The organism is Vibrio spartinae (assembly GCF_024347135.1).
In the GTDB taxonomy this organism is placed as follows: domain Bacteria; phylum Pseudomonadota; class Gammaproteobacteria; order Enterobacterales; family Vibrionaceae; genus Vibrio; species Vibrio spartinae.
In genome coordinates this window covers 1,234,414-1,256,158 of the sequence record NZ_AP024907.1, presented here as the reverse complement: position 1 = coordinate 1,256,158, position 21,745 = coordinate 1,234,414, and the positions used below count along the sequence as shown (strand labels likewise).

19 protein-coding genes are annotated in these 21,745 nt (G+C 43.5%); 10 read left to right on the top strand and 9 right to left on the bottom strand.

Annotated features, from left to right (window positions below; genetic code table 11):
- Positions 1–78 precede the first annotated feature (78 nt).
- The 5 genes from OCU60_RS05745 to OCU60_RS05725 all read right to left on the bottom strand — a co-directional run bounded on the left by OCU60_RS05745 (position 79) and on the right by OCU60_RS05725 (position 5,346).
- Positions 79–906 (bottom strand): ATP-binding cassette domain-containing protein, encoded by an 828-nt coding sequence (locus tag OCU60_RS05745; RefSeq protein WP_205410505.1) that lies wholly within the window; start codon positions 904–906, stop codon positions 79–81.
- Positions 906–1,895: an ABC transporter ATP-binding protein gene (locus OCU60_RS05740; RefSeq protein WP_074373667.1), complete on the bottom strand. Its 990-nt coding sequence runs from the start codon at positions 1,893–1,895 to the stop codon at positions 906–908. The genes OCU60_RS05745 and OCU60_RS05740 overlap by 1 nt, the downstream gene beginning before the upstream one ends.
- A gap of 12 nt (positions 1,896–1,907) precedes the next feature.
- Complete coding sequence (locus tag OCU60_RS05735; protein WP_074373666.1) at positions 1,908–2,801, bottom strand: ABC transporter permease; 894 nt, start codon at positions 2,799–2,801, stop codon at positions 1,908–1,910.
- A 14-nt stretch (positions 2,802–2,815) separates the two neighbouring features.
- Complete coding sequence (locus OCU60_RS05730; protein ID WP_074373665.1) at positions 2,816–3,733, bottom strand: ABC transporter permease; 918 nt, start codon at positions 3,731–3,733, stop codon at positions 2,816–2,818.
- Between the two features lie 86 nt (positions 3,734–3,819).
- Positions 3,820–5,346, bottom strand: a complete 1,527-nt coding sequence (locus tag OCU60_RS05725) for an ABC transporter substrate-binding protein (RefSeq protein WP_074373664.1) — start codon at positions 5,344–5,346, stop codon at positions 3,820–3,822.
- A 354-nt stretch (positions 5,347–5,700) separates the two neighbouring features.
- Between OCU60_RS05725 and OCU60_RS05720 the strand changes: the two genes are divergently transcribed.
- From OCU60_RS05720 to OCU60_RS05705, 4 genes are all read left to right on the top strand, one after another.
- Entirely contained in the window at positions 5,701–6,615 is a 915-nt protein-coding gene (locus OCU60_RS05720) for a LysR family transcriptional regulator (protein WP_074373663.1), read from the top strand.
- A 1,229-nt stretch (positions 6,616–7,844) separates the two neighbouring features.
- Complete coding sequence (gene tnaA / locus OCU60_RS05715) at positions 7,845–9,263, top strand: tryptophanase (protein ID WP_074373662.1); 1,419 nt, start codon at positions 7,845–7,847, stop codon at positions 9,261–9,263.
- Positions 9,264–9,380: 117 nt separating this feature from the next.
- On the top strand, positions 9,381–10,595 hold the full coding sequence (locus OCU60_RS05710; protein ID WP_074373661.1) for an aromatic amino acid transporter: 1,215 nt from the start codon (positions 9,381–9,383) through the stop codon (positions 10,593–10,595).
- 47 nt (positions 10,596–10,642) lie between these two features.
- Positions 10,643–11,026, top strand: a complete 384-nt coding sequence (locus OCU60_RS05705) for a Rid family detoxifying hydrolase (RefSeq protein WP_074373660.1) — start codon at positions 10,643–10,645, stop codon at positions 11,024–11,026.
- Between the two features lie 54 nt (positions 11,027–11,080).
- On the opposite strand, the gene OCU60_RS05700 is transcribed toward OCU60_RS05705, so the two are convergent.
- The gene (locus OCU60_RS05700) at positions 11,081–11,233 is read right to left on the bottom strand and encodes a hypothetical protein (RefSeq protein ID WP_159439473.1); all 153 of its coding nucleotides are present in this window, start codon (positions 11,231–11,233) and stop codon (positions 11,081–11,083) included.
- A 392-nt stretch (positions 11,234–11,625) separates the two neighbouring features.
- On the opposite strand from OCU60_RS05700, the gene OCU60_RS05695 reads away from it, so the two are divergent.
- Entirely contained in the window at positions 11,626–12,792 is a 1,167-nt protein-coding gene (locus OCU60_RS05695; RefSeq protein ID WP_074373659.1) for a linear amide C-N hydrolase, read from the top strand.
- Between the two features lie 2 nt (positions 12,793–12,794).
- Here the strand turns inward: OCU60_RS05695 and OCU60_RS05690 are convergent, their stop codons facing one another.
- The gene (locus OCU60_RS05690) at positions 12,795–13,859 is read right to left on the bottom strand and encodes a GGDEF domain-containing protein (protein ID WP_074373658.1); all 1,065 of its coding nucleotides are present in this window, start codon (positions 13,857–13,859) and stop codon (positions 12,795–12,797) included.
- Between the two features lie 523 nt (positions 13,860–14,382).
- Positions 14,383–14,793: a VF530 family protein gene (locus OCU60_RS05685; RefSeq protein ID WP_074373947.1), complete on the bottom strand. Its 411-nt coding sequence runs from the start codon at positions 14,791–14,793 to the stop codon at positions 14,383–14,385.
- Positions 14,794–15,586: 793 nt separating this feature from the next.
- On the opposite strand from OCU60_RS05685, the gene OCU60_RS05680 reads away from it, so the two are divergent.
- From OCU60_RS05680 to OCU60_RS05670, 3 genes are all read left to right on the top strand, one after another.
- A complete protein-coding gene (locus tag OCU60_RS05680) occupies positions 15,587–15,829 on the top strand; it encodes an NUDIX hydrolase (RefSeq protein ID WP_139302127.1) in 243 nt (80 codons plus the stop codon).
- Between the two features lie 69 nt (positions 15,830–15,898).
- Positions 15,899–16,420: a cysteine hydrolase family protein gene (locus tag OCU60_RS05675; protein WP_074373656.1), complete on the top strand. Its 522-nt coding sequence runs from the start codon at positions 15,899–15,901 to the stop codon at positions 16,418–16,420.
- A gap of 236 nt (positions 16,421–16,656) precedes the next feature.
- Complete coding sequence (locus OCU60_RS05670) at positions 16,657–17,619, top strand: transposase (RefSeq protein WP_261854742.1); 963 nt, start codon at positions 16,657–16,659, stop codon at positions 17,617–17,619.
- A 561-nt stretch (positions 17,620–18,180) separates the two neighbouring features.
- On the opposite strand, the gene OCU60_RS05665 is transcribed toward OCU60_RS05670, so the two are convergent.
- The gene (locus OCU60_RS05665; RefSeq protein ID WP_074375087.1) at positions 18,181–19,194 is read right to left on the bottom strand and encodes a helix-turn-helix domain-containing protein; all 1,014 of its coding nucleotides are present in this window, start codon (positions 19,192–19,194) and stop codon (positions 18,181–18,183) included.
- A gap of 180 nt (positions 19,195–19,374) precedes the next feature.
- On the opposite strand from OCU60_RS05665, the gene OCU60_RS05660 reads away from it, so the two are divergent.
- Together OCU60_RS05660 and eutC are read left to right on the top strand one after the other, a co-directional pair.
- Positions 19,375–20,775 carry an ethanolamine ammonia-lyase subunit EutB gene (locus OCU60_RS05660; protein ID WP_074375086.1) on the top strand — a complete coding sequence of 467 codons (1,401 nt, stop codon included), beginning with the start codon at positions 19,375–19,377 and terminating at the stop codon, positions 20,773–20,775.
- Entirely contained in the window at positions 20,772–21,626 is an 855-nt protein-coding gene (eutC, locus tag OCU60_RS05655; RefSeq protein ID WP_074375085.1) for an ethanolamine ammonia-lyase subunit EutC, read from the top strand. Before OCU60_RS05660 ends, eutC begins: the two co-directional genes overlap by 4 nt.
- Positions 21,627–21,745: the final 119 nt, after the last annotated feature.

The window sequence follows — 21,745 nt, the reverse complement described above, 5'->3', positions numbered from 1 at the left end:
GTAGAAATTCCTCACCGACTTTTTCAAAGTCCGTGATCATTACATTTGGATAATTAGTTTTTTATTGTGGTCAAGTCGTTAGCTAGCCTCTTGCCAACTAATCGCTTCAAGCTCTGGCAAACCTAAGTCTGGGTCGGGTGTGAGAATTGAAGCCAATAACGCTTTAGTGTATGGATGCTGAGGTTGATGAAAGATCTGTTGTGCATCACCTCGTTCAACAATTTGACCTCGATACATAACAGCCACTCGGTCTGCTAAGTGCTCTACTACCGCTAAGTTATGACTAATAAAGAGATACGTTAAACCAAACTCTTCTTTTAGTGATAACAGCAAATTTAGAATTTGCGCCTGAACGGATACATCTAATGCCGATGTTGGCTCATCACACACTAAGATTCGGGGCTTGATGATTAACGCTCGGGCAATCGCCACTCGTTGCCTCTGCCCACCAGAAAGCTGCCCGGGAAATTGTTCCAACAGACGTTCAGGTAATCCAACTTTTTGGGCGATTTGTCGCACTTCGCGATCTTGCTCGCTATTACTGCCCATTTTATGTAATTTAAGCGGCAAACGAATAATATCGTAGATTTTCTTGCGTGGGTTCAGCGATGAGTATGGGTCTTGGAAAATCGGCTGAATCATTCTTGCCAACGCCATCCGGTTTGATAAATCAATCTGCTTATCAGCAATCAGCACATCCCCATCACTCGGCTCAAGCAAGCCAAGAATCATCTTAGCAAGAGTACTTTTCCCACATCCTGACTCTCCCACTAAACCCACGACTTCACCCGGCTTTACCCTCAGGTTAATGTTATCTACGGCGGTAAACCGAGTTTTTTTAGCCCACATCCCTTTTTTCATCTCAAAATGACGAGAAAGACAACAGAGTTCTAACGCATAATCCATTATGAAGCCTCCTGTAACTGGTGTATCGCGATTGGACATCGCACCGTATGATTAACACCACACGTAATTAACTCGGGGGACTGAGAGCGGCATGTTTCAGTACCTCGCTCACAACGATTTGCAAATGCACAACCTTTACTCTCACCGATTAGGCTCGGAACCACACCAGAAATGGTCGCTAGCGCTTCTCCCGGCTTAGTAAGTCCTGGAATTGGAATGCAACTGAGTAATCCCTGAGTATAAGGATGTTGAGGCTCAGCAAAAATTGATTTCACCGACCCCGTCTCTACCACTTGCCCCGCATACATGACAGCAACGCGGTCAGCAATGCGGGCCACCACACCCAGATCATGAGTGATAAAAATAACCGCCGCTCCAAATTCTCGTTGTAGCTCTCGAATCAGTTTTAAAATCTGCGCCTGAATCGTGACATCCAATGCTGTGGTTGGCTCATCAGCAATAATTAAATCAGGCTCACACATCAATGCCATCGCAATCATCACCCGCTGGCGTAAGCCACCAGAAAGCTGATGTGGGTACTGATTTAGACGCTCTTCGGGATAAGGTACACCTGCTCGTTCGAGTAAATAAATGGCTCGCTTTCTTGCCTCGGCCAGTGAAATATTTTTGTGCGCAATGACCCCTTCGCATAATTGGTCACCAAGCTTATAAGATGGATTAAGCGACGTCATCGGCTCTTGAAAAATCATCGACATGCGCATCCCACGTAGCGCACTGCGTTGTTTCTTATTGGCATTGAGTAGATCGATACCATCAAATTCAATTTTATTTGCGTCAACCTGAGCTTTTTTAGGAAGTAGCCCCATTAACGCCATTGACGTCATCGATTTACCACAACCTGATTCGCCAACAATACACAGCATCTCCCCTTTCGCAACGTCAATATCAATACCGCGTACAGCATTTAGCTGACCGTTTGCCGTTGGTAAACTTACACGCAGATTTTCTACCTTAAGTAACGCTTCCATAGTACCTCCGACTTAACTACGGTTAGTGGGTGCATTGAGATCACGCAAACCATCACCAACGAGGTTAATGGCCATCACTAATATCATTAGTGCGATTCCTGGAACAGCAATAACCCATGGCTGAAAAAACATGTATGCCTTACCCTCAGCGACCATTAACCCCCAAGATGGCAATGGCGGTTGAACGCCTAAGCCGAGGAAAGACAACGTTGCTTCAAGCAGGATGGCATGGGCCATTTCTAATGTGATAACAACGATTAACGGACTTAAAATATTTGGCAGTAACTCGCGAATCAAGATGTAACGAGTTGAAGCGCCGAGTACTTTCGCTGACGCGATAAACTCAGCGTCTCTTAGCTGCTGAGTCGTAGCCCGTGCCACAACAGCAAAGCGATCCCACAATAGAAAGCCTAATAGTAGTATGACGACATCCAGTGAGCCCCCCACTAACGAGGACATTGCTAATGCTATTAATATCACAGGCATAGAGAGGCGCGTTGTAATGAGATAACTGATCACGGCATCCGTTCGGCCACCAAAGTAGCCCGCTAAAATGCCAAAAGTCGTGCCAATAACACCCGAAATACACGCAGCTGCAAAACCAATCACCAAAGAAATCCGAGCGCCATATAGTAGGCGAGAAAAATAATCCCTACCAAGTTTATCTGTCCCCAAAATATGTTCCCAGCTACCGTTGTCATGCCAGAACGGGGGTAGCATTCGACGCATCACATCTTGATCAAATGGGTCATAGGGCGCAATAAGGGGCGCAAATAACGCACCAGCCACTATTAGTAACAAAATGACCGTTCCAAGTGTCAAACTATGATGGCCAAACAAATGATGTATTGCTTTGCGCCACGGTGGTATCTCAGGGAGATGTGTTGGCATCGTCATAACCGTCATTATCCTCTCCTTCCTCAGGCAATACGTAGTTTAGGGTCAAGCACAGCGTTGAGTAAGTCAGCCAAAAAGGTCAACACGATATAGAACACTGCAATAAGTAGCACCACGGCTTGAACAACCGGATAATCGTTGCGAGCAATTGAATCCCAAGCAAGCTGACCTAGGCCGCGTAGAGAAAACACCGATTCAATAACAATAGAACCACCGAGCATAAAGCCTAATTCAACTGCCAATAAGGCGACGACAGGAATCACCGCATTACGGAGAGCATGCTTCAGGACGACTCGTGTTTCGCTGATCCCTTTCGCTCGAGCGGTACGAATGTAATCTGAACCTAACACTTCTAGCATGCCGGTACGGGTCAAACGCATGATCGATGGCGTGGCGTAATACCCCAGAGCCACAGCAGGCAGGATGAAATGCTGCCATGTTCCGGTACCACCGGCTGGCAACCAGTGAAGATTGACGGCAAAAACGATGATAAGTACTAAACCGAAGAAAAAGCTCGGCATGGCTTGTCCAAACACTGCGATGAGTAGTGCCAGACGGTCAATCCACGTATCTTGTTTAATTGCAGCAATCACCCCCAAAGGAATGGCAACCAAGGTTGCAACACCAAGCGCGACCGCGCCTAACGTTAGTGTAACGGGTAGCCGTTCACCAATAAGAGAAATCACCGCTTCTGGAAAATAATAGGAGTCACCGAAATCGAGGTGAAGCGCCCCCCATAACCAACTAACGTACTGAACATAAATCGGCTTATCTAAGCCAAATTGAACACGAATCTGTTCGATTTGATCGCTACTTGCTTCTGGACCAGCGATCGCGGTTGCTAAATCACCAGAAAGATGGAGCAGCATAAAACAGACAACCGATACGGTGAATGCCACACTCATTGCCATCAGCAAACGCCGCATACAATATCCCAACATGGTGTACCTCCATATTTCTACAATTGATCAGCTTAAACTGATCAAAATAACGAATGCCCTGACTAACACGCCTTCAAGACATCAGACTATTTCCAACTCGATTCCCAAAAACGTGGTAATTCGTCTGGATAAGCGGTGAAATTTAAATCTGAGGTAAATGCATAGTTACTGGTATAGGAGAACATTGGAGCCCAGTACGCCTGTTGAGAAATTTTCTTAATCGCTTTGCTGTAGTAGCTTTTACGAACCTCGGGATCAACCGAAGTATCTGCAATCTCTAACCAACTTTTGACTTCTTGATCCTTATCTTGGTCATCCGACCCACCTTTGAAATAGACACTGATGATGGCCGACGCATCATTGATTGAATACGACCCCCATGTTTGAAATGACATAGGAACCTTACCCGCGCGCATATCATCACGCAGTGCAGCATAATTCATATAATGGAGCTTAGCGCGAATCCCCACTTTTCTTAAGTTACCAATCACAGCTTCGGCATAATCTCGGTCACGATAAGCGTAAATATCGGTATCAAATCCATCGGGATAACCCGCTTCTGCCAATAGTTTTTTCGCGTGCTCTGGTGAATACTCATACTTAACCGCCGCATCGGTTTGACAACCGAACTGGTCAGGGAAACAAGGTGTGTAGAGTGGACGACTGCCGCCCCGGACGAGTTGATTAGCCAAACCATCTCGATTGATGGCGTAATTGATAGCTTGACGAACTTTAAGATCTTTAAATGGGGAGTTTTCTCTATCGGTACCCAAACTATTTAAGGTTAAGAAGCCAACTCGCATCGTTTCGCTACTTAATACCGATAAATTTGGCATCGCTTTTAATTGGTCTGCCTGATCTGAAGACACGCGCCAAATCCAATCAACTTGTCCAGTCATCAATTGAGCTAAACGTGTTTCGGGATCAGGAATCAAAACAAATTTAAGTTTACCAATTTTGGGCTTACCAATTGGACTACCTTTAAAGTAATTGGCATTTAATTTCATATCTGCTTCTTGCCCATTGATCACCTTCGTGATCTGATAGGGGCCCGTACCGATGGGAGCTTTATTGAATCCGACCAATCCAACTTTCTCAAAATACTCTTTGGGGTAAATCGGTAGTGGACCCGCTAAATATTCCAAGGCAGCAGGAAACGGCTTATCTAGTTCGAACTCAACTTTGTAATCATCCAAAACATTAACATGTTTAATCCAACTAATATTTTGGAGCGTGACAACCTTAGATTCAGGAGTCAGTGCATAGTTGAAGGTAAATGCAACATCCTGTGCACTAAAACGATCGCCATTTTGAAATTTCACACCTTGGCGTAAATTAAGCACAAGGTGGGTGCTATCGACCCATTTCCAGTCAGTCGCTAACATTGGAAGGTACTTACCTGAAGCAGGGTCACGATACACTAAGGTATCCCAAGCGAGATGACCGAGAATAACCCCCTCACGCAAATTATTATGATAAGGGCTGATATTTTCAGGCCAACTGTTCGAAGCATACACCAAGGTATCATCAGACTTACCGGCAGTAGCCGACTGCGATCCCATGACTAGAATCGAAGCAATAGCAAATGGTCCAGTTTTTTTCAAAAGAGACATACGTATTTCCTTATACTGTGATAACTCTTACACCAATAGTTATTACTTTAATAACCTAAACACCAAACGACTTCTGGGCAGTATCTAAGGAGGAAGAGGCAAGAAGTGAGCCGGAAATAACTGTACGTACATATTTCCAACAGGTTATTTCCTCAGTGATAAACTTGCTGACGCTATAGTGCTCACGCTCCCTAAGGTGCTCCATTTAACGCCTCATCGCCTAAGCTTCATTCGATACTAGGTGATTATTTTACATGCCACAATTAGAGAATAAGCATACTTTCATTGCTTTTTTGGCAACGATCTTGCTATATAATAGGGCACCATAATGGTTAGTCATTCGAAGGAAATACTATGGCCACCTTTCATCAATTGACCGCACCCGCATTACGCTACTTCCTTGAGGTAGCGAGATGTGGTTCTATTAGTGAAGCTTCATCGCACCTTAATGTGGCAACAAGTGCGATTAGTAGGCAAATATCCGGCCTCGAAAACCATCTAGGCACCCCATTATTTGAACGAAGACCGAGAGGAATGATTTTAAGTGCTGCAGGAGAACTCCTTTCTGCTTATGCAAGAAAGGTCTTACTGGAGACAGATAGAATCGTTGGTGAAATTAACGCGCTCGAAGGATTGCAAAAGGGAACCGTATCGATTGCCACAACAGAGGGATTCGCAATGGAGTTTCTACCCTATGTCATTGCTGAATACCGTAAGCAATTTTCAGGGATTCACTTCAAGCTTGACGTGTATTCCCCCCATGAAGTTGCTAACACCATTCGAAATGGTGATGCCGATATTGGCATCGCATTCAGCCTGACTCCCACGCCAGAATTGCGCGTGGTCCATACTCAACCAGCTCCGATATTGGCAATTGTTCACCCCAAACATCCATTAGCAGAGAAAAAACGAATTACTCTCGCACAATTAGTCGCTTATCCATTGGCTTTACCATACCCAGATACCACGCTGAGACAGCTCTTTGATATCTGTATCAGCCAACAGCAGCTTAGCTACGAAGCCGCTCTGGTGAGCACTTATATGTCTGCGCTCAATCAATTTACGATCAATGGTTCAGGGGTTTCTCTATCTGGCGAGATTTCAGTGCGTCGCCTCATTAGCAACAGCGTCGTTAAAGCGATCCCGATTTCCGATAAAATGATGGGCATTCGGAACACAGAAGTACAGGTCTTAGCAGGACGCACACTGCCTAAAGCCGTACAGTCATTCTTGGACTATTTAACGGTTCAGTTACAACCAAACCTGTAGGCAGAAATAATATTTGCGCAGTAGTAGAACCAGAAGTCTCTTTAACAATAATAGAACCAGAATAGGTGGCGAGTACTAAAGCTCTGAATATCGGCGATAAAAAAGCTATCTTCATCTAACGTTATACTTTCATCATCCCTGCCTATTTTTTTCCCAAAAGGGACGGTTCCACTTAAGCCAAGAAGACTGAAAATCACAGTATGCTACCTTTGAAGTAGGCTAGGATTGAACCTTTGTTCATTAATTTCATCCGTTCATTTTATTTGAACATTATTAAAAAATGAACACACATAAAAAATGAACATACAATATCTTATACGAACTATATGTAGGAGTCGGGAGCAAAAGGATGAATAGCCACACACCTCAAACAACTTTGATGCGCGTGCATCAAAGTGAGCGGCTGAAAGCGGAGTGATAGGCAGCGATGTTTATTGATATCTAAGTCACCGAAGCCCCCACCCTCAATGCCAAAAAGAACAGCGGCATTCAAATGCATCAAGCAGCGATTAATAATATCGATGTATTTTATAGAAGATTATTAATATTTAATGCATTTTTCTATTTCAATTTGTTTCCGTCATAAAATTTCTTATCCTCGACCTGTTTATTTATGAAATATAATTTATTCCATGTTCAATTTAATGACTTAAGTCACAATTATTATTTTAGTCAATTTACTTACCAATAAACTTGGTTGAGAATCCATCTATCAGTCAACCAGCTATAACTCACAGCGGATTTAGATATGAGTAAAAATCTAAAAATTCAAGATAAGTTATGGTCAAGCTCCCTAGCTTGGTACACGCACGACTATCAAATCTCAATCTTACCTTCTTTTACACACGCCTAACCTTCTTGGTTGTTTCTGCATTCTTTCGAATCGATTAAACAATCAGCATCAACACTAAATCTATTGATATCGTTTTTCGATACTGGCACTCATCTTTATTAATTTAAAGTTGTGGTTTCGTTATTTCGAATATACCCGTCCCACTTGAAGTTACAGCGGTGTTGTCTACGTTCGTTCACCCCAATCACATAGTGTTTCTATGCTCATGGGGATTCGCTCACTTGCCGCCTACCTGAATCTTCAAGTTGTTTGGGAATAGATTTATTTAATTCTAAATTCATCGCTAATTATTTAGCGCGATATTTTACACCCTAAATATATATCGGGTGCCGAATAATATCGCCTGACGAAAATTAATTTATTCAAAGGTATTATCATGGAAAACTTTAAACACTTACCAGAACCATTTCGCATTCGTGTGGTTGAACCAGTAAAACGTACCACGCGTGAACATCGTGAAGAAGCCATCCTTAAAGCAGGTATGAACCCGTTCCTTTTAGATAGTGATGATGTGTTCATTGACCTGCTCACTGACAGCGGCACCGGCTCTATCACTCAAAGAATGCAAGCCGCAATGCTGATGGGCGACGAAGCATACAGTGGCAGCCGCAGCTACTACACGCTTGCGAATGCGGTAAAAGATATCTTCGGTTATGAATTAACGATTCCAACGCACCAAGGTCGTGGTGCAGAACAAATCTATATTCCTGTTCTGATTAAAAAACGTGAACAAGAAAAAGGCCTAGACCGTTCAAAAATGGTGGCACTGTCTAACTACTTCTTCGACACCACGCAAGGTCACACTCAGGTTAACTGCTGTGTGGCGAAAAACGTCTATACCGAAGATGCGTTCGATACGTCTGTCAATGCCGATTTCAAAGGTAACTTTGACATCGCGAAACTTGAAATGGCGATTGAAGAAGCGGGACCCGCGAACGTTCCTTACATTGTCAGCACAATTACTTGTAACTCGGCAGGTGGGCAGCCGGTCTCTATTGCGAACTTGAAAGCGGTATACACGATTGCTCAACGTTACGATATCCCTGTCATCATGGACTCAGCGCGTTTTGCCGAGAATGCTTACTTTATTCAACAACGTGAGCCCGGTTACCAAGATTGGACGATCGAAGAAATCACGCGTGAAACTTATCAATACGCAGATGGCTTAGCCATGTCAGCGAAGAAAGATGCAATGGTTCAAATGGGCGGACTGTTGTGTTTCAAAGATGAATCGATGATGGACGCTTACACTGAATGTCGTACACTTTGTGTCGTTCAAGAAGGTTTCCCTACCTATGGTGGTCTTGAAGGCGGTGCCATGGAACGACTTGCGGTCGGCCTTTACGATGGCATGCGTCAGGACTGGTTAGAGTACCGTATCAGTCAGGTTCAGTACCTTGTTGATGGCTTGGAAGCCATTGGGGTTGTGTGTCAGCAAGCCGGCGGTCACGCCGCATTCGTTGATGCAGGAAAACTATTACCTCATATCCCTTCACATCAATTCCCAGCTCATGCTTTGGCTTGTGAGCTCTACAAAGTCGCCGGTATCCGCGCGGTGGAAATCGGTTCGTTACTATTAGGCCGTGACCCGGCAACGGGCCAACAGCACCCTTGCCCTGCTGAGTTGTTACGCCTGACGATTCCTCGCGCGACTTACACTCAAACGCACATGGACTTCGTTATCGAAGCGTTTGAGAAAGTCAAAAAGAATGCTCATAACGTGAAGGGGCTGGATTTCACCTACGAACCACCCGTGCTACGCCACTTCACTGCTCGTCTGAAAGAAATTGAATAATCACTCACTCAAGCGCGCCTCATTGGCGCGCTATTTCCCTCTAAATCGAGCAAAACAAAATCTATAAATTTAGCGGGCTTTTGGCCTCAACATGAAACTTAAATGAGAGTAACGATTATGAACAATAATCCATCTTTAATAGGCGGAGCTTGTATCATCGCAAGCGTCTGTGTGGGGGCTGGCATGTTAGGTTTACCGAGTGCGGGAGCGGGCGCTTGGACAACTTGGTCTCTTATCGCAATTACCTTCACCATGATCATGATGACACTCTCAGGTTGGATGCTATTGGAAGCATTCAAGCGCTACGATCTTAAAGTGTCTTTCAACACGGTGACCAAAGATATTCTCGGCGATAACGTCAACCGAATTAATAACTTAGCGGTTTATTTTGTTGGCGGTATCTTACTTTATGCTTACATCACGTCTTCAGGTTTAATTTTGGAAGGTGCTTTAGGCATCAATAATAAAATCTCATCAATCCTGTTTGTGGCTATTTTTTCTCTTTTCGTTTGGCACTCTACGCGAGCCGTCGACAGGATCTCTATTGTTTTGATTGCCTTTATGGTTCTGAGTTTCGTATTCGGTATTTCTGGTTTAGCCGTCAACATCGATGCGAACGTACTGTTCGACCGCATCAGCAAAGAATCCAATTACGCCCCCTACGCTATGGCCATGTTACCTATCGCCTTAACGTCATTTGGCTATCATCACTCAGTGGCCAGTATGCGTTGTTACTACGGAAGTGAACATCGCGCAAAATACGCCATTTTGGGCGGTACTGTTATCGCGCTATGTCTGTACTTTATATGGATGGTCAGTATTTACGGTAACCTACCACGTAGCAATTTCGGCCCAGTGATTGCCCAAGGTGGTAATGTTGACGTTCTATTGGCTGCGTTAGGCTCTGTGATTGATTCAGACAAGGTATCGCACGCAATCAACACATTCTCAATGGCGGCCATTCTTTCTTCGTTCATCGGTGTCGGCTTGGGTGTTTTTGATTTTCTGGCAGACCTTTTTAAATTTGAAGACAGCAAACAAGGCCGCACCAAAACTTGGGCCGTGACCTTTATTCCACCACTTCTTCTTTCTCTATTGTTCCCATTCGGCTTTGTTGTGGCGATTGGCTATGCAGGTGCGGCAGCAACGATCTGGGCTTGTTTAATTCCAGCATTATTGGCCCGTAAATCACGAACTTTAGAAGGTGGTCGAGAAGGTTTTATGGCCCCGGGTGGCAACGCCATTATCGGTATGCTGATCGTATTTGGTATCGCAACCGCAGTATTCCACTTTATGTCAATGATGAATCTATTACCGACATTCAGCGGATAAGTCGATTTTATTACCCCCATAACAAACCACGAATGAGGAGAATTACAATGGCAGAAATACTCAACACAACAAAGGCACCACTGGCAATCGGGCCTTATGTACAAGGCGTCAATCTGGGTGGCATGGTCATGACCTCGGGGCAATTACCCATTAACCCACAAACGAAACAGATGCCTGAAGATATCACAGAGCAAACCTTGCAATCGTTAAACAATGCTTTGTCTATCATTGAAGAAGCCGGTTTAAATGCAAGCAACATCGTTAAGACGACGGTTTTCGTCAAAGACTTAAATGACTTTCCACTCGTCAACACAGTCTATGGCGAATTCTTTGAAAGCCACAACGCATCTTTCCCAGCACGCTCATGCGTAGAAGTCGCTCGCCTGCCGATGGATGCAAAAGTAGAAATTGAAGTGATAGCGACCAAGTAAGCGCGATTCTCTAGAGAATAAAAAAGACGCTTGCCGCGTCTTTTTTATTTGAATTTATGCAATGTAAACGAGCCCTAGCACACCAACGACAGCGAGTGTCGCGCCAAACATCATGACACTTGATAGTTTGTCAGCCAACGTCGATTGCGATTTATCGTTTTCCGAAGTGCTTTTCTTTTCTAAAAGCGAGAGAAGTGCTGAGTTCATGATTGACTATGCCTTGTCACATTTAATGCCAGTTGCATATTCTATCCTTTTTGTGAACGCTGTTAAACGACTTAATGATCCGTTAATCATCCATTCATGACCAATTTAACCCATCGAATAAAGCGACATTTTCTAGAAAGCCTGAACGCTCAAGCAATACAAATTACTTCCTGTCACATGCACGAAACTCAGCACCGTTTCCAACACTCATATTTTTCACACAGGTATCTTGATTGTATCAAAACAGTAGAAACGATTCGAAAATACAGTATTATTTAATTGTACAGATAACAAAAAATGCTCAAAAAATATGTAATCCATGCCGTTCAACGCTGACGACACAATGATTAACCATATTTATAACGATGTAATGTATTTAATAAGGATGAACGATGTGCACACGGATACTCAATAATATAAATAAAGATCATATTACGGTTGGACGAAACATGGATTGGGAGTTTTCATTAGAGCCTACCATTATCATTAATCCAGCTCACGGACGACGAATTGGAATGAGCGAGGCAGAGCTCAACCAAATTAACCAACACACCTCTAATAAATTAAAGAATACAGAGGTATTGGAGTGGGAAGTAAACTACGCCACAGTTTCAACACTCATTGGGGATATCAACGAAGGCTACGGTTTTTGCGATGGCATGAATGATCAAGGACTAGTGGCCAATGCACTTTACGATACCAATTGTAGTTTTGCCAAATCTCAAGAACCACAACAAAAAGGGCTCAGTGTTCTACGCTGGGGACAGTATATTCTGGACAGTTTTGCTACCGTTGCTGAAGCGGTGGAATCGCTTTCAAAAAATACAATCTATCTTTATGGTGGAAAAGTACCTGGTGATGAAAACTCTCCTGCCACTCTGCATCTCTCTATTTCCGATAAAAAAGGAAAATCAGCGATATTAGAGGTCAAAAATAGCGAGATACAAATTTATTGTCATGAGAATTATACCGTCATGACGAACCAACCTGATTATAAAACCCAGCTCAAAATGATGGACTATTGGTTATATCAGTGGAATAAGCCAGACATTTTCAGTGAACAGTATGAGGATCTTGAAGATACAGCAGAGAAAAGCTTAGACGAGTTCATGAAAAATATTCGCAATCCTCACCCTGTATTTTCGGTACCCGGTGGTTACACATCTGTCCAGCGCTTTGAGCGAGGATGTTTTTATCGCTATATGTATAACCCGCAAGCACAAGACGTTGATCCTGTCGCTCAAGTTCGTGCCATGGTCGCGACATGTATCGTCCCGGTCTCATTTGAAGAACTGTACCCAATAAACTTATTTGAAAAACTGAAGAAGAAGCTGGGGTATTCAGTCAATTCATATACGTTATGGAGTAACATTAGTGATTCAACCCAAAGGCGTTACTATTTTATGAGTAATGAAATGGTACAAACGGTATGGTTTGATATCGATAATGAACCTAAAGAGTGCAAAAAGTTGGTCATAAATTCAGCTTTCAAAGCATCACATCATATGGGCCCAGCCAATCAAGTCATGGAGCCATGTGAAAATGCTCCATTCTATTGATACTAAATAGGATTTTCAGTGAATTTATGGGCAACCGAAAATCGAAAGCAGTTTTTCCCCGAGGTTTTTGCTCGATACAATGCTTCATCAGCATGACTGAATGTCGAGGTATTAAAACTATCTAGATGTGGCGCAATACCACAACTGATGGTGACGCTTCTCCCTATGCCAAAATCATAATCTGTGATGGATTTCTGGCATTGATGAATATGAGATTCGATAACATCCTCAGTTGCGTCGGTGAAGAGGACCAAAAACTCTTCACCTCCCCATCGTCCCACATGGCCAATTCCCTGAACGCTGACTTTGAGTATGTTCGCAATACTCACCAACACCTTATCACCTACTTCGTGCCCATAAACATCATTTACTTGTTTAAAATCATCGATATCGATAATAGCAACCCACTGCCCAACTTGAGAATCGAGTAACAGCTTTTCCATAAATCGACGATTAGATATATTGGTTAGCCCATCAGTATTAGAAAGTGCCTGCAGTTGACGATTAGATTCTTCCAAGAGAACCATGGTTCTTCGACGTCCGGCATCATAAAAGTAAGAAACAGAAAACAAAAAGAAATAGATCGTCGTGAGATGAACAAAACTGATGGTATCAAAATAGACGGGAGACCAGTTATCCATATAAGTGATACAAATATATGCAACAAAGATAAAATTGGCGAGACTAAAAAGAGAACCTAACTTATACCCAAGAATAAAGATGGCAATCACTGGCGTCAGGAAACAAAAGGCCAACGCAAATTCATCATTACCTGTACCCAGAATAAATAACAGGCTTATGGAAGTCATCACAGAGACCAGAATTATTGCCGCAACTCTAGGATCTCGACTTTGCCACAGGAAATAATAGCTAAACAAGCAGAAAAGAACCCCTATTGCTTCTATTGCTGCGAGCAATCGTGACGGAATGACGAATACATTGTAACAAACAAAAAAGGTAAGAATTAACGTGAGCACCGTCAAGGAAATGAAAATGAACGAGCTTTCTCTAAACTCACTATCCGCACGACCTACGCCGAGCCATTTTTCTAACCCATTAACTATCACGTCAATTAACTTCTCTTATTTATAAAACACTTAATATATATCAGAATGAGAGTTCATTCATCAATAGGGTAGATAAACACTGCATTGATTAGAAAAGATTGGTAAATAGCGGTTTGAGATAGTTGTGACCGGACTCTCTGGGCGGTAATACCAGCCTATCTAAGTGGGTCAATGTAACACAAACATTTGTGACCATCAGGGTAACCCTTACGAGGACACACGCCATTAACCCTTACGAGGACACACACCATAAGTAAATCCATTCCTTGAAGTGTGTGTCCTGCTTATTTTGCTGCTTATTTTTGCTGCTTATTTTTACCAGAATATCGTAATCGCTGATGTAACCATTGGGTCGGTCATTAACCCATGTCCCTTTGGCGTGGCTGCCAAATAGAATGATTTTAAGAATGCGAAACTCGGCCTTACTGCCGTTTTTATTTGTTAAGAAATCATCCAGCGCATTGCGCAGAATTGTCGCAATGGTGTGGAGTTCTTGTTGCTTCCGCTCAAGTTCTCACCCCAATTACTTGCGAAAATGACGTTCACGTGATGCACGTTCTTTATGCGCTGATGCCGCTTTCGCTTGCGACTTCAAAATGGAATCAACCGTCAGTGGCATTGGATCTTTAGGCTGAAGGCCATGTGGGAAAGTGCGAGCACGTGGTGACATATCAAACTCTTCACTCGATGCGCGAGGCATCCGTTTGAAGCGATATAGGTAAAAGTTTTCTAACTTCTCTCTCGCCCAGTCAGTTTTCTTTAAATATTTCGCACTGCTCGCAATCGATGGTTTGGTGTGAAAGCAATTAAAGCGCATGGCCGTATCAAGAATATCCCAACCATAAAAATCGACTAGCTCTTGCAGTAATGTTTCTAACTTAAGACCGTGTAATGGGTTGTTTTTTTGTAATTCAATTCTTTCTTCATCAGTCATCATCATGAGTTCCTAAGTTTCAAACGAGCCAAGACTGGTTGTGTAACAGGGCTTTCGTATGCATCATCATTCAAGTACCACGCTGGAGGAGTCGATCAGCGATGAAAGCATGCTGGCCGAGAGTCTAGCAGAGTTCCCGTTGGCTATCCATTGGATTGGCTAAGGCTTGATTTCCATCTCGTAAATCCGTTGAACACCCTCGAGGAGGAGTATCCGTCATCCTTCGTCGTGTTTTGGACAAAGGGATGAATGGGACGGTGCTTGTACCCGTCCTTGAAACAAAATAAGTGAAACAAAATAAAAAAAATAAGAAAAAAAGAAAAATAAGGACACCCGCTCTAATCAATCTCTCATCATCATGAAATCAGTCTAACCATTGATGACCAATAAATTTGAACTCACTCGGAATCAGCGGTTGAATCGTCTCCCGCTGTGTCCGTCGCTCATTTCTATGTGGTTATGACCCTTATTGTGGTAAATCCTATGAACATCGCCGGGACTGGGTGGAATCGCGTATCTTCACATTAGTTTCTATCTACTGTATTGGGATTTGCTCCCATGCTGTGATGAGTAACCATTACCATATGGTCGTCTATATCGATAAGAGAAGGCTTTCAGTTGCTGACATTCGTCATCCATTCAAACCGATGATTCATCTTTATCGGCACACAAAACTGCCCCTAATTATTCAATACCCCGACATAAAATCGAGCAAACAATCATTCACTTCGAGAGCTAGCTTAGAAAACCTGGAACGACTTCAACCTCTAAACGAATCCATTCCGTGAGGTGCGTGTCCTGCTTATTTCCTTATTTCTTTCCAATAACAGGCTGCGTACGAGAAACTATCGAGGAAATCGTCTTTGTTTATGAAGCGAAGTTTAAAGACGAAGATCTCTATAATAAAACTGAAATGGTGGGGGTAGAAACTAACGGTGAACGTTTTGTAGTTAAATGGTTTGATGAAGAAGAAATCAAAACTAACAATATACCATTTTACCCCGACGGCATTGTGGGATTGCTTTCAAATGATTAACAAACAGCAGCATCGGACTGACAAACCTGTCATCCGGTGTGCTGGGCGTTAGCCCTAGGAGGATATAATATGAAATCGGCACTTTTAGTCATAGATGTACAAAATGGAGTTTTTGGGTCAACCAACCCACCATATTTATCTGAAAATGTAATAAGTAACATTGAGCAATTACTGAGTTACGCTAGCTCGTCTGGAATTGGGATTGTATTTATACAGCACGAAATACCTGGGGTACTAGTGCCAGGAAGCGATGCCTGGGAACTGTTTTCAGGCTTAACAATTAATGCTTCCAGCTACAAGGTTCGAAAAAGTACTCCAGATTCGTTTCAGAATACCGATTTAAAAGAGTATCTAGACAAAAATGGGATTGAGCATGTACTTATATGCGGTTATTCAACAGATTTTTGTATAGATAGAACGGCGTTTAGTGCTGCAAGCAAAGGCTACAAAGTCACCTTGATAGAAGATGCTCACACAACACACAGTAAGACTCATTTGGATGCACCTTCGATTATCGCTCACCATAGCTTTACTTTGTCTAAGCACCCTAATATTGAACTCAATTCTACGGCAACGTTAACTTCGGGCTAACAAACGCCTCAAGAGGGACTGTCAACGCGCGGCGTTTCCAGTCCCAATGAGCCGAAAACAAAATAAGAAACAAAATAAGGACACCCGCTCTAATCAATCTCTCATCATCATGAAATCAGTCTGACCATTGATAACCAATAAATTTGAACTCACTCGGAATCAGCGGTTGAATCGATTCCCTATCCAGCCTCAATCCTCCACGATAAGACTCATCTATCATCATCCCGAGAGCATCCATGACAACTGCCCGCTCACAACTCATTTGCCCCGAGGTCACGCCCTACTATCACATCGTCTCCCGCTGTGTCCGTCGCTCATTTCTATGTGGTTATGACCCTTATTGCGGTAAATCCTATGAACATCGCCGGGAATGGGTGGAATCGCGTATCTTCACATTAGCTTCTATCTACTGTATTGGGATTTGCTCCCATGCTGTGATGAGTAACCATTACCATATGGTCGTCTATATCGATAAAAAGAAGGCTATCTCTCTTTCTGACCATGAGGTCATTGAACGATGGGGACAAGAGCATCAACTCCCCCAGCTCATTCAGCGCCTTCTCGATGGACAACTGACTTCTCAAGCTGAGCGTGATGCCTGCACCCAACTCATTGAAACTTGGCGTCACCGACTCTATTCCCTCAGTTGTTTTATGCAAGAGCTCAATCATGAGATTGCCGTCCGTGCCAACAACGAAGACCAGTGCAGAGGGCGATTCTGGGAAGGACGGTTTAAATCTCAGGCTTTACTCGATGAGAAAGCCCTGTTAGCAGCGATGGCCTATGTCGACCTCAATCCGGTCAGAGCAAATATGGCTGACACACCCGAGCAGTCTGAGTACACTTCGATTAAAGCCCGACTGACTTCACTGGCGCAAGGAAAAACCGAAACCCACAATTTAGTGAATTTCATCGGCTATGAACATCAGGATAACCCCCAAGGTATTCCTTTCCGACTGATGGATTATATCGAATTGGTCGATTGGGTCGGGCGGCAAATCCGGGAAGATAAACGGGGCTATATTCACCAACGCCTACCCAATATCCTCACGCGGTTGTCTCTGCCTCAGCAGGAATGCCTCAAACTCTGCACCGAGCTGGAAAAGAAACCCAGACTCTGGGTCGGTTCAACCGAACGGCTTAATCTCGCGAAACAACAACTCAAAAAGCAGAGAATGCTCGGGATTCATATTTCCTGAACAATACCGTTCAATATCAATTCCGTTGCTGACATTCGTCATCCATTCAAACCGATGATTCATCTTTATCGATGCAAAACTGCCCTTAATTATTCAATACCCCGACATAAAATCGAGCAAAAAATAATTTACATCGAGAGCTAGTTTAGAAGACCTGGAACAACTTCAACCGCTGAACGAATCCATTCCGTGAGGTGCGTGTCCTGCTTATTTCTGATTTACATCGAGAGCTAGCTTAGAAAACCTGGAACGACTTCAACCGCTGAACAAATCCATTCCGTGAGGTGCGTGTCCTGCTTATTTTCCGATAATTTACATCGAGAGCTAGCTTAGAAAACCTGGAACGACTTCAACCACTGAACGAATCCATTCCGTGAGGTGCGTGTCCTGCTTATTCTGCCGATAATTTACATCGAGAGCTAGCTTAGAAAACCTGGAACGACTTCAACCGCTGAACAAATCCACTCCGTGAGGTGCGTGTCCTGCTTATTTCTTCTGCTTATTTCTTATTTTTTTAAGACACATGATCTGCTTTTGGTTGGTAGGATAGGAAGGAAAGAACTAGCGTTTATAATGGTATAAACGAGCACGTTGTCGAGTTTGACTTGGGGTTTCACCAAACAGTTTCTTGTAATGCTCATTAAAAGTACTGATATGGTAGAACCCAAATTCGACCGCTAGGTTGGAAATCACAACCTCTTCTTCTGTATTGAGTAAAATTCGTCGAATTTCATTAAGACGGCAATCACGTAAATATTGGATAGGAGATACCCCTAACTCTTGTTCAAAACAATATTGAAGCGTTCGACGGCTAGCGTAAGCAATTTGGCACAACTCTGTCGTGGTTAAAGGATAACGTCCTGTTTTCTCAATATGGTCTCGAATCCGTTCTAACACACGCCGTTTTGCGGGCGCTGAAACTTCAATTTCTCTCATCCCGGTTTCGGTTTGCAACAGTAAATCTGCAATAGCCGAACTAATGACGGGACGTAAGCGTTTAAGACGCTCGCCGCCTTTATTATGGTTAAGCACTGTTGAGAACGGCGTATTATCGTGCAGCATCAAACCAATAATTTTGGCCAATTCATAACTCACTCTCGTATTTGGCTCACTCACCAAAATTTTTGCTGATTCATTGAGCCATAAATCAGCATCGAGCCCAATCAACTCTTGTTGCAACACTCGTTTATCTAGCACCAACCCATAGATATGAAACTCTTTAGGGGTGATCAACTCAAACTCAACGCCTGATGGACGGATCATCAATTGACCTTCCTCAATTTGGGTGCCATTAATTTTAGGGCGTTGTTTCTGTAATGAAAAACCAAGCCAAATATTATGTTCATTGACACAGCAGTGCTGTAACAGCGTTTGGTTGGTATATTCTTCAAATAAGTGCATACCACCAAAATTCAGCTCATCAAGATAACCTGAAAAGCGGCCTTGGCTATGCTGATTATAATGTTGATCCCACTTGACTAAACTTTCGGCTTGCTGATTGACATCAAATGAGTAGGACTTGCATCGTTTTAGTGCAAGTGAATTTCTTTCATGATGCATTTGCGAAAAATTCATCTTGCCAGCCTCTCCTTATTTATGCACTACCCTGATGCATTACAACCATAACCCATTGAAATTAAATAATTTGAATTTTTGCGCAATTTCGTTAGTTCCGAGGAACGTTAATCGCATAATTACTGTTAAAAGTATCAAGCAAAGTTTAGGCCCATTGCTTGTATGGATAACGAGGTATTTATGGCGAGTTACCGTTACCAACTAGGCACTCAAACCTATCAATTTGGATCTCTAGCCGAGGTGATGGCGAAAGCAACACCATTACGCTCAGGAGATCAACTTGCGGGCGTTTGCGCCCACTCTGCCGAAGAACGCGTCGTTGCACAAATGGTTTTGGCGGATCTTCCACTAAGAGTATTCCTCAACGAAGCTCTAATTCCGTATGAGAAAGACGAAATCACTCGTTTAATTATCGATGAGCATGATGCCGATGCCTTCAAAACAATCTCACATTTAACCGTTGGTGATTTTCGTAATTGGCTATTACAAGAAACGACCACCGATTTTGAGTTAGCAAAAGTCCGTTCAGGAATAACACCTGAAATGGCAGCAGCGGTATCGAAGATCATGCGTAACCAAGATTTAATTTTGGTGGCGAAGAAATGTCAGGTGATTACTAAGTTCCGCAATACTATTGGCCTTCCGGGACATCTGTCTACTCGTCTTCAGCCCAATCACCCGACCGATGACGTCAACGGCATTGCGGCCTCAATCTTCGATGGCCTCATGTATGGTAATGGCGATGCGGTTTTCGGAATAAATCCCGCAACCGATAGTGTCACGCAGGCGATTAAGTTGATGAAGTTGATGGATGACGTTATTCAACATTATGAAATTCCGACTCAATCGTGTGTCTTAACTCATGTAACCAATACCATCGAAGCAATTGAAAAAGGCGCACCCGTTGATCTGGTTTTTCAGTCTATTGGTGGAACGGAAGCAACCAACCAAGGATTTGGTATTAATGCCAATGTGCTGGCGGAAGCTTACGACGCCGCATTAAGCCTGAATCGTGGAACCGTTGGAAATAACGTGATGTATTTTGAAACGGGCCAAGGAAGTTCACTTTCGGCAAACGGACACCATGGGCTTGACCAACAAACCTGTGAAGCAAGAGCTTATGCTTTAGCGCGTAAATTTAACCCCCTTTTAGTCAATACTGTTGTTGGCTTTATCGGCCCAGAATACTTATTCGATGGAAAACAAATCATCCGTGCAGGCTTGGAAGATCACTTCTGCGGCAAATTATTGGGCTTACCAATGGGCTGCGATATCTGTTACACCAACCACGCCTATGCGGACCAAAATGACATGGACAACCTGCTAACACTGCTTGGTGTGGCCGAATGCTCGTTCATCATGGGAATTCCTGGTTCCGATGACATCATGCTCAATTATCAAACGACATCATTCCACGATGCGCTTTATGCTCGTCAGGTGCTTGGTTTACGTCCGGCACCTGAGTTCGATGCTTGGCTGAAAGCGATGAAAATCTCACCCCAAGATAATCACGTTCAGCTAAACAATGAGCTTGCCCCATCGTTCATTCAACCCCTGCAGCTAATTCAGGAGGCGTCATGAACGATATCCTCCCAATGAAGAAACTGGTTCATGAAGACCCATGGGAAAAGCTACGCCAATTTACCGATGCTCGCATTGGTCTTGGCCGAGTGGGAACCAGTATTCCAACCGCAGAGTTACTGCGTTTTCAGCTTTCTCACGCCCAAGCGATGGACGCGGTTCATGTTCCACTTGATGTAGCACAGCTCATGGAAGAACTTGAACAGAGCGAACATATTGCCCCACTTTTGCCAGCTTTTGTTTTACACAGTGGTGCAGCAAACCGAATGGAATACCTACAACGTCCAGATTTTGGTCGCCAACTGGATGAACGTTCTCTCTATCGTTTGCAGCAACTCCGTAGTCAAGCTGATCAGCAAGAATCCTATGATTTGGCCATTGTCATCGCGGATGGCCTTTCATCTTATGCCATTGCTCATCACGCAAAACCATTTATAGAGTCGCTACTCACCATATTGAACGACGATCCGACAAAAGATTGGAATCTCGCACCGCTCAGTATCGTTGAGCAAGCACGTGTCGCCATTGGCGACGATGTCGGTGAAGCACTCAATGCCAAAGAAGTTTTACTCCTTGTGGGCGAACGTCCCGGTTTAAGTTCTCCAGACAGCATGGGGCTTTACCTGACTTGGCAACCCAAACGCGGCACTGAAGATTCTCTGCGCAACTGCATTTCCAATGTGCGCCCCCAAGGACTCAATTATCCTGCAGCTGCGCACAAATGCTTTTACTTATTACGTGAATCTCATCGAATCCAGTTGACTGGCGTAGGACTAAAAGACCGCTCTGACGACGTTCAGCTAGAAAGTACAACACAGCAACAATTTTGTTTAACCAGCACTTCTGAATGAGAAGGAAGTGCCTAAATGACAAATCAAGATGATGAGCCCAAGGGATCATTCATAAAGGTTCATACATATAGTTCACGTCGGCATGACACAACGGTCTGTCGCACTCAAATTGTCACAAT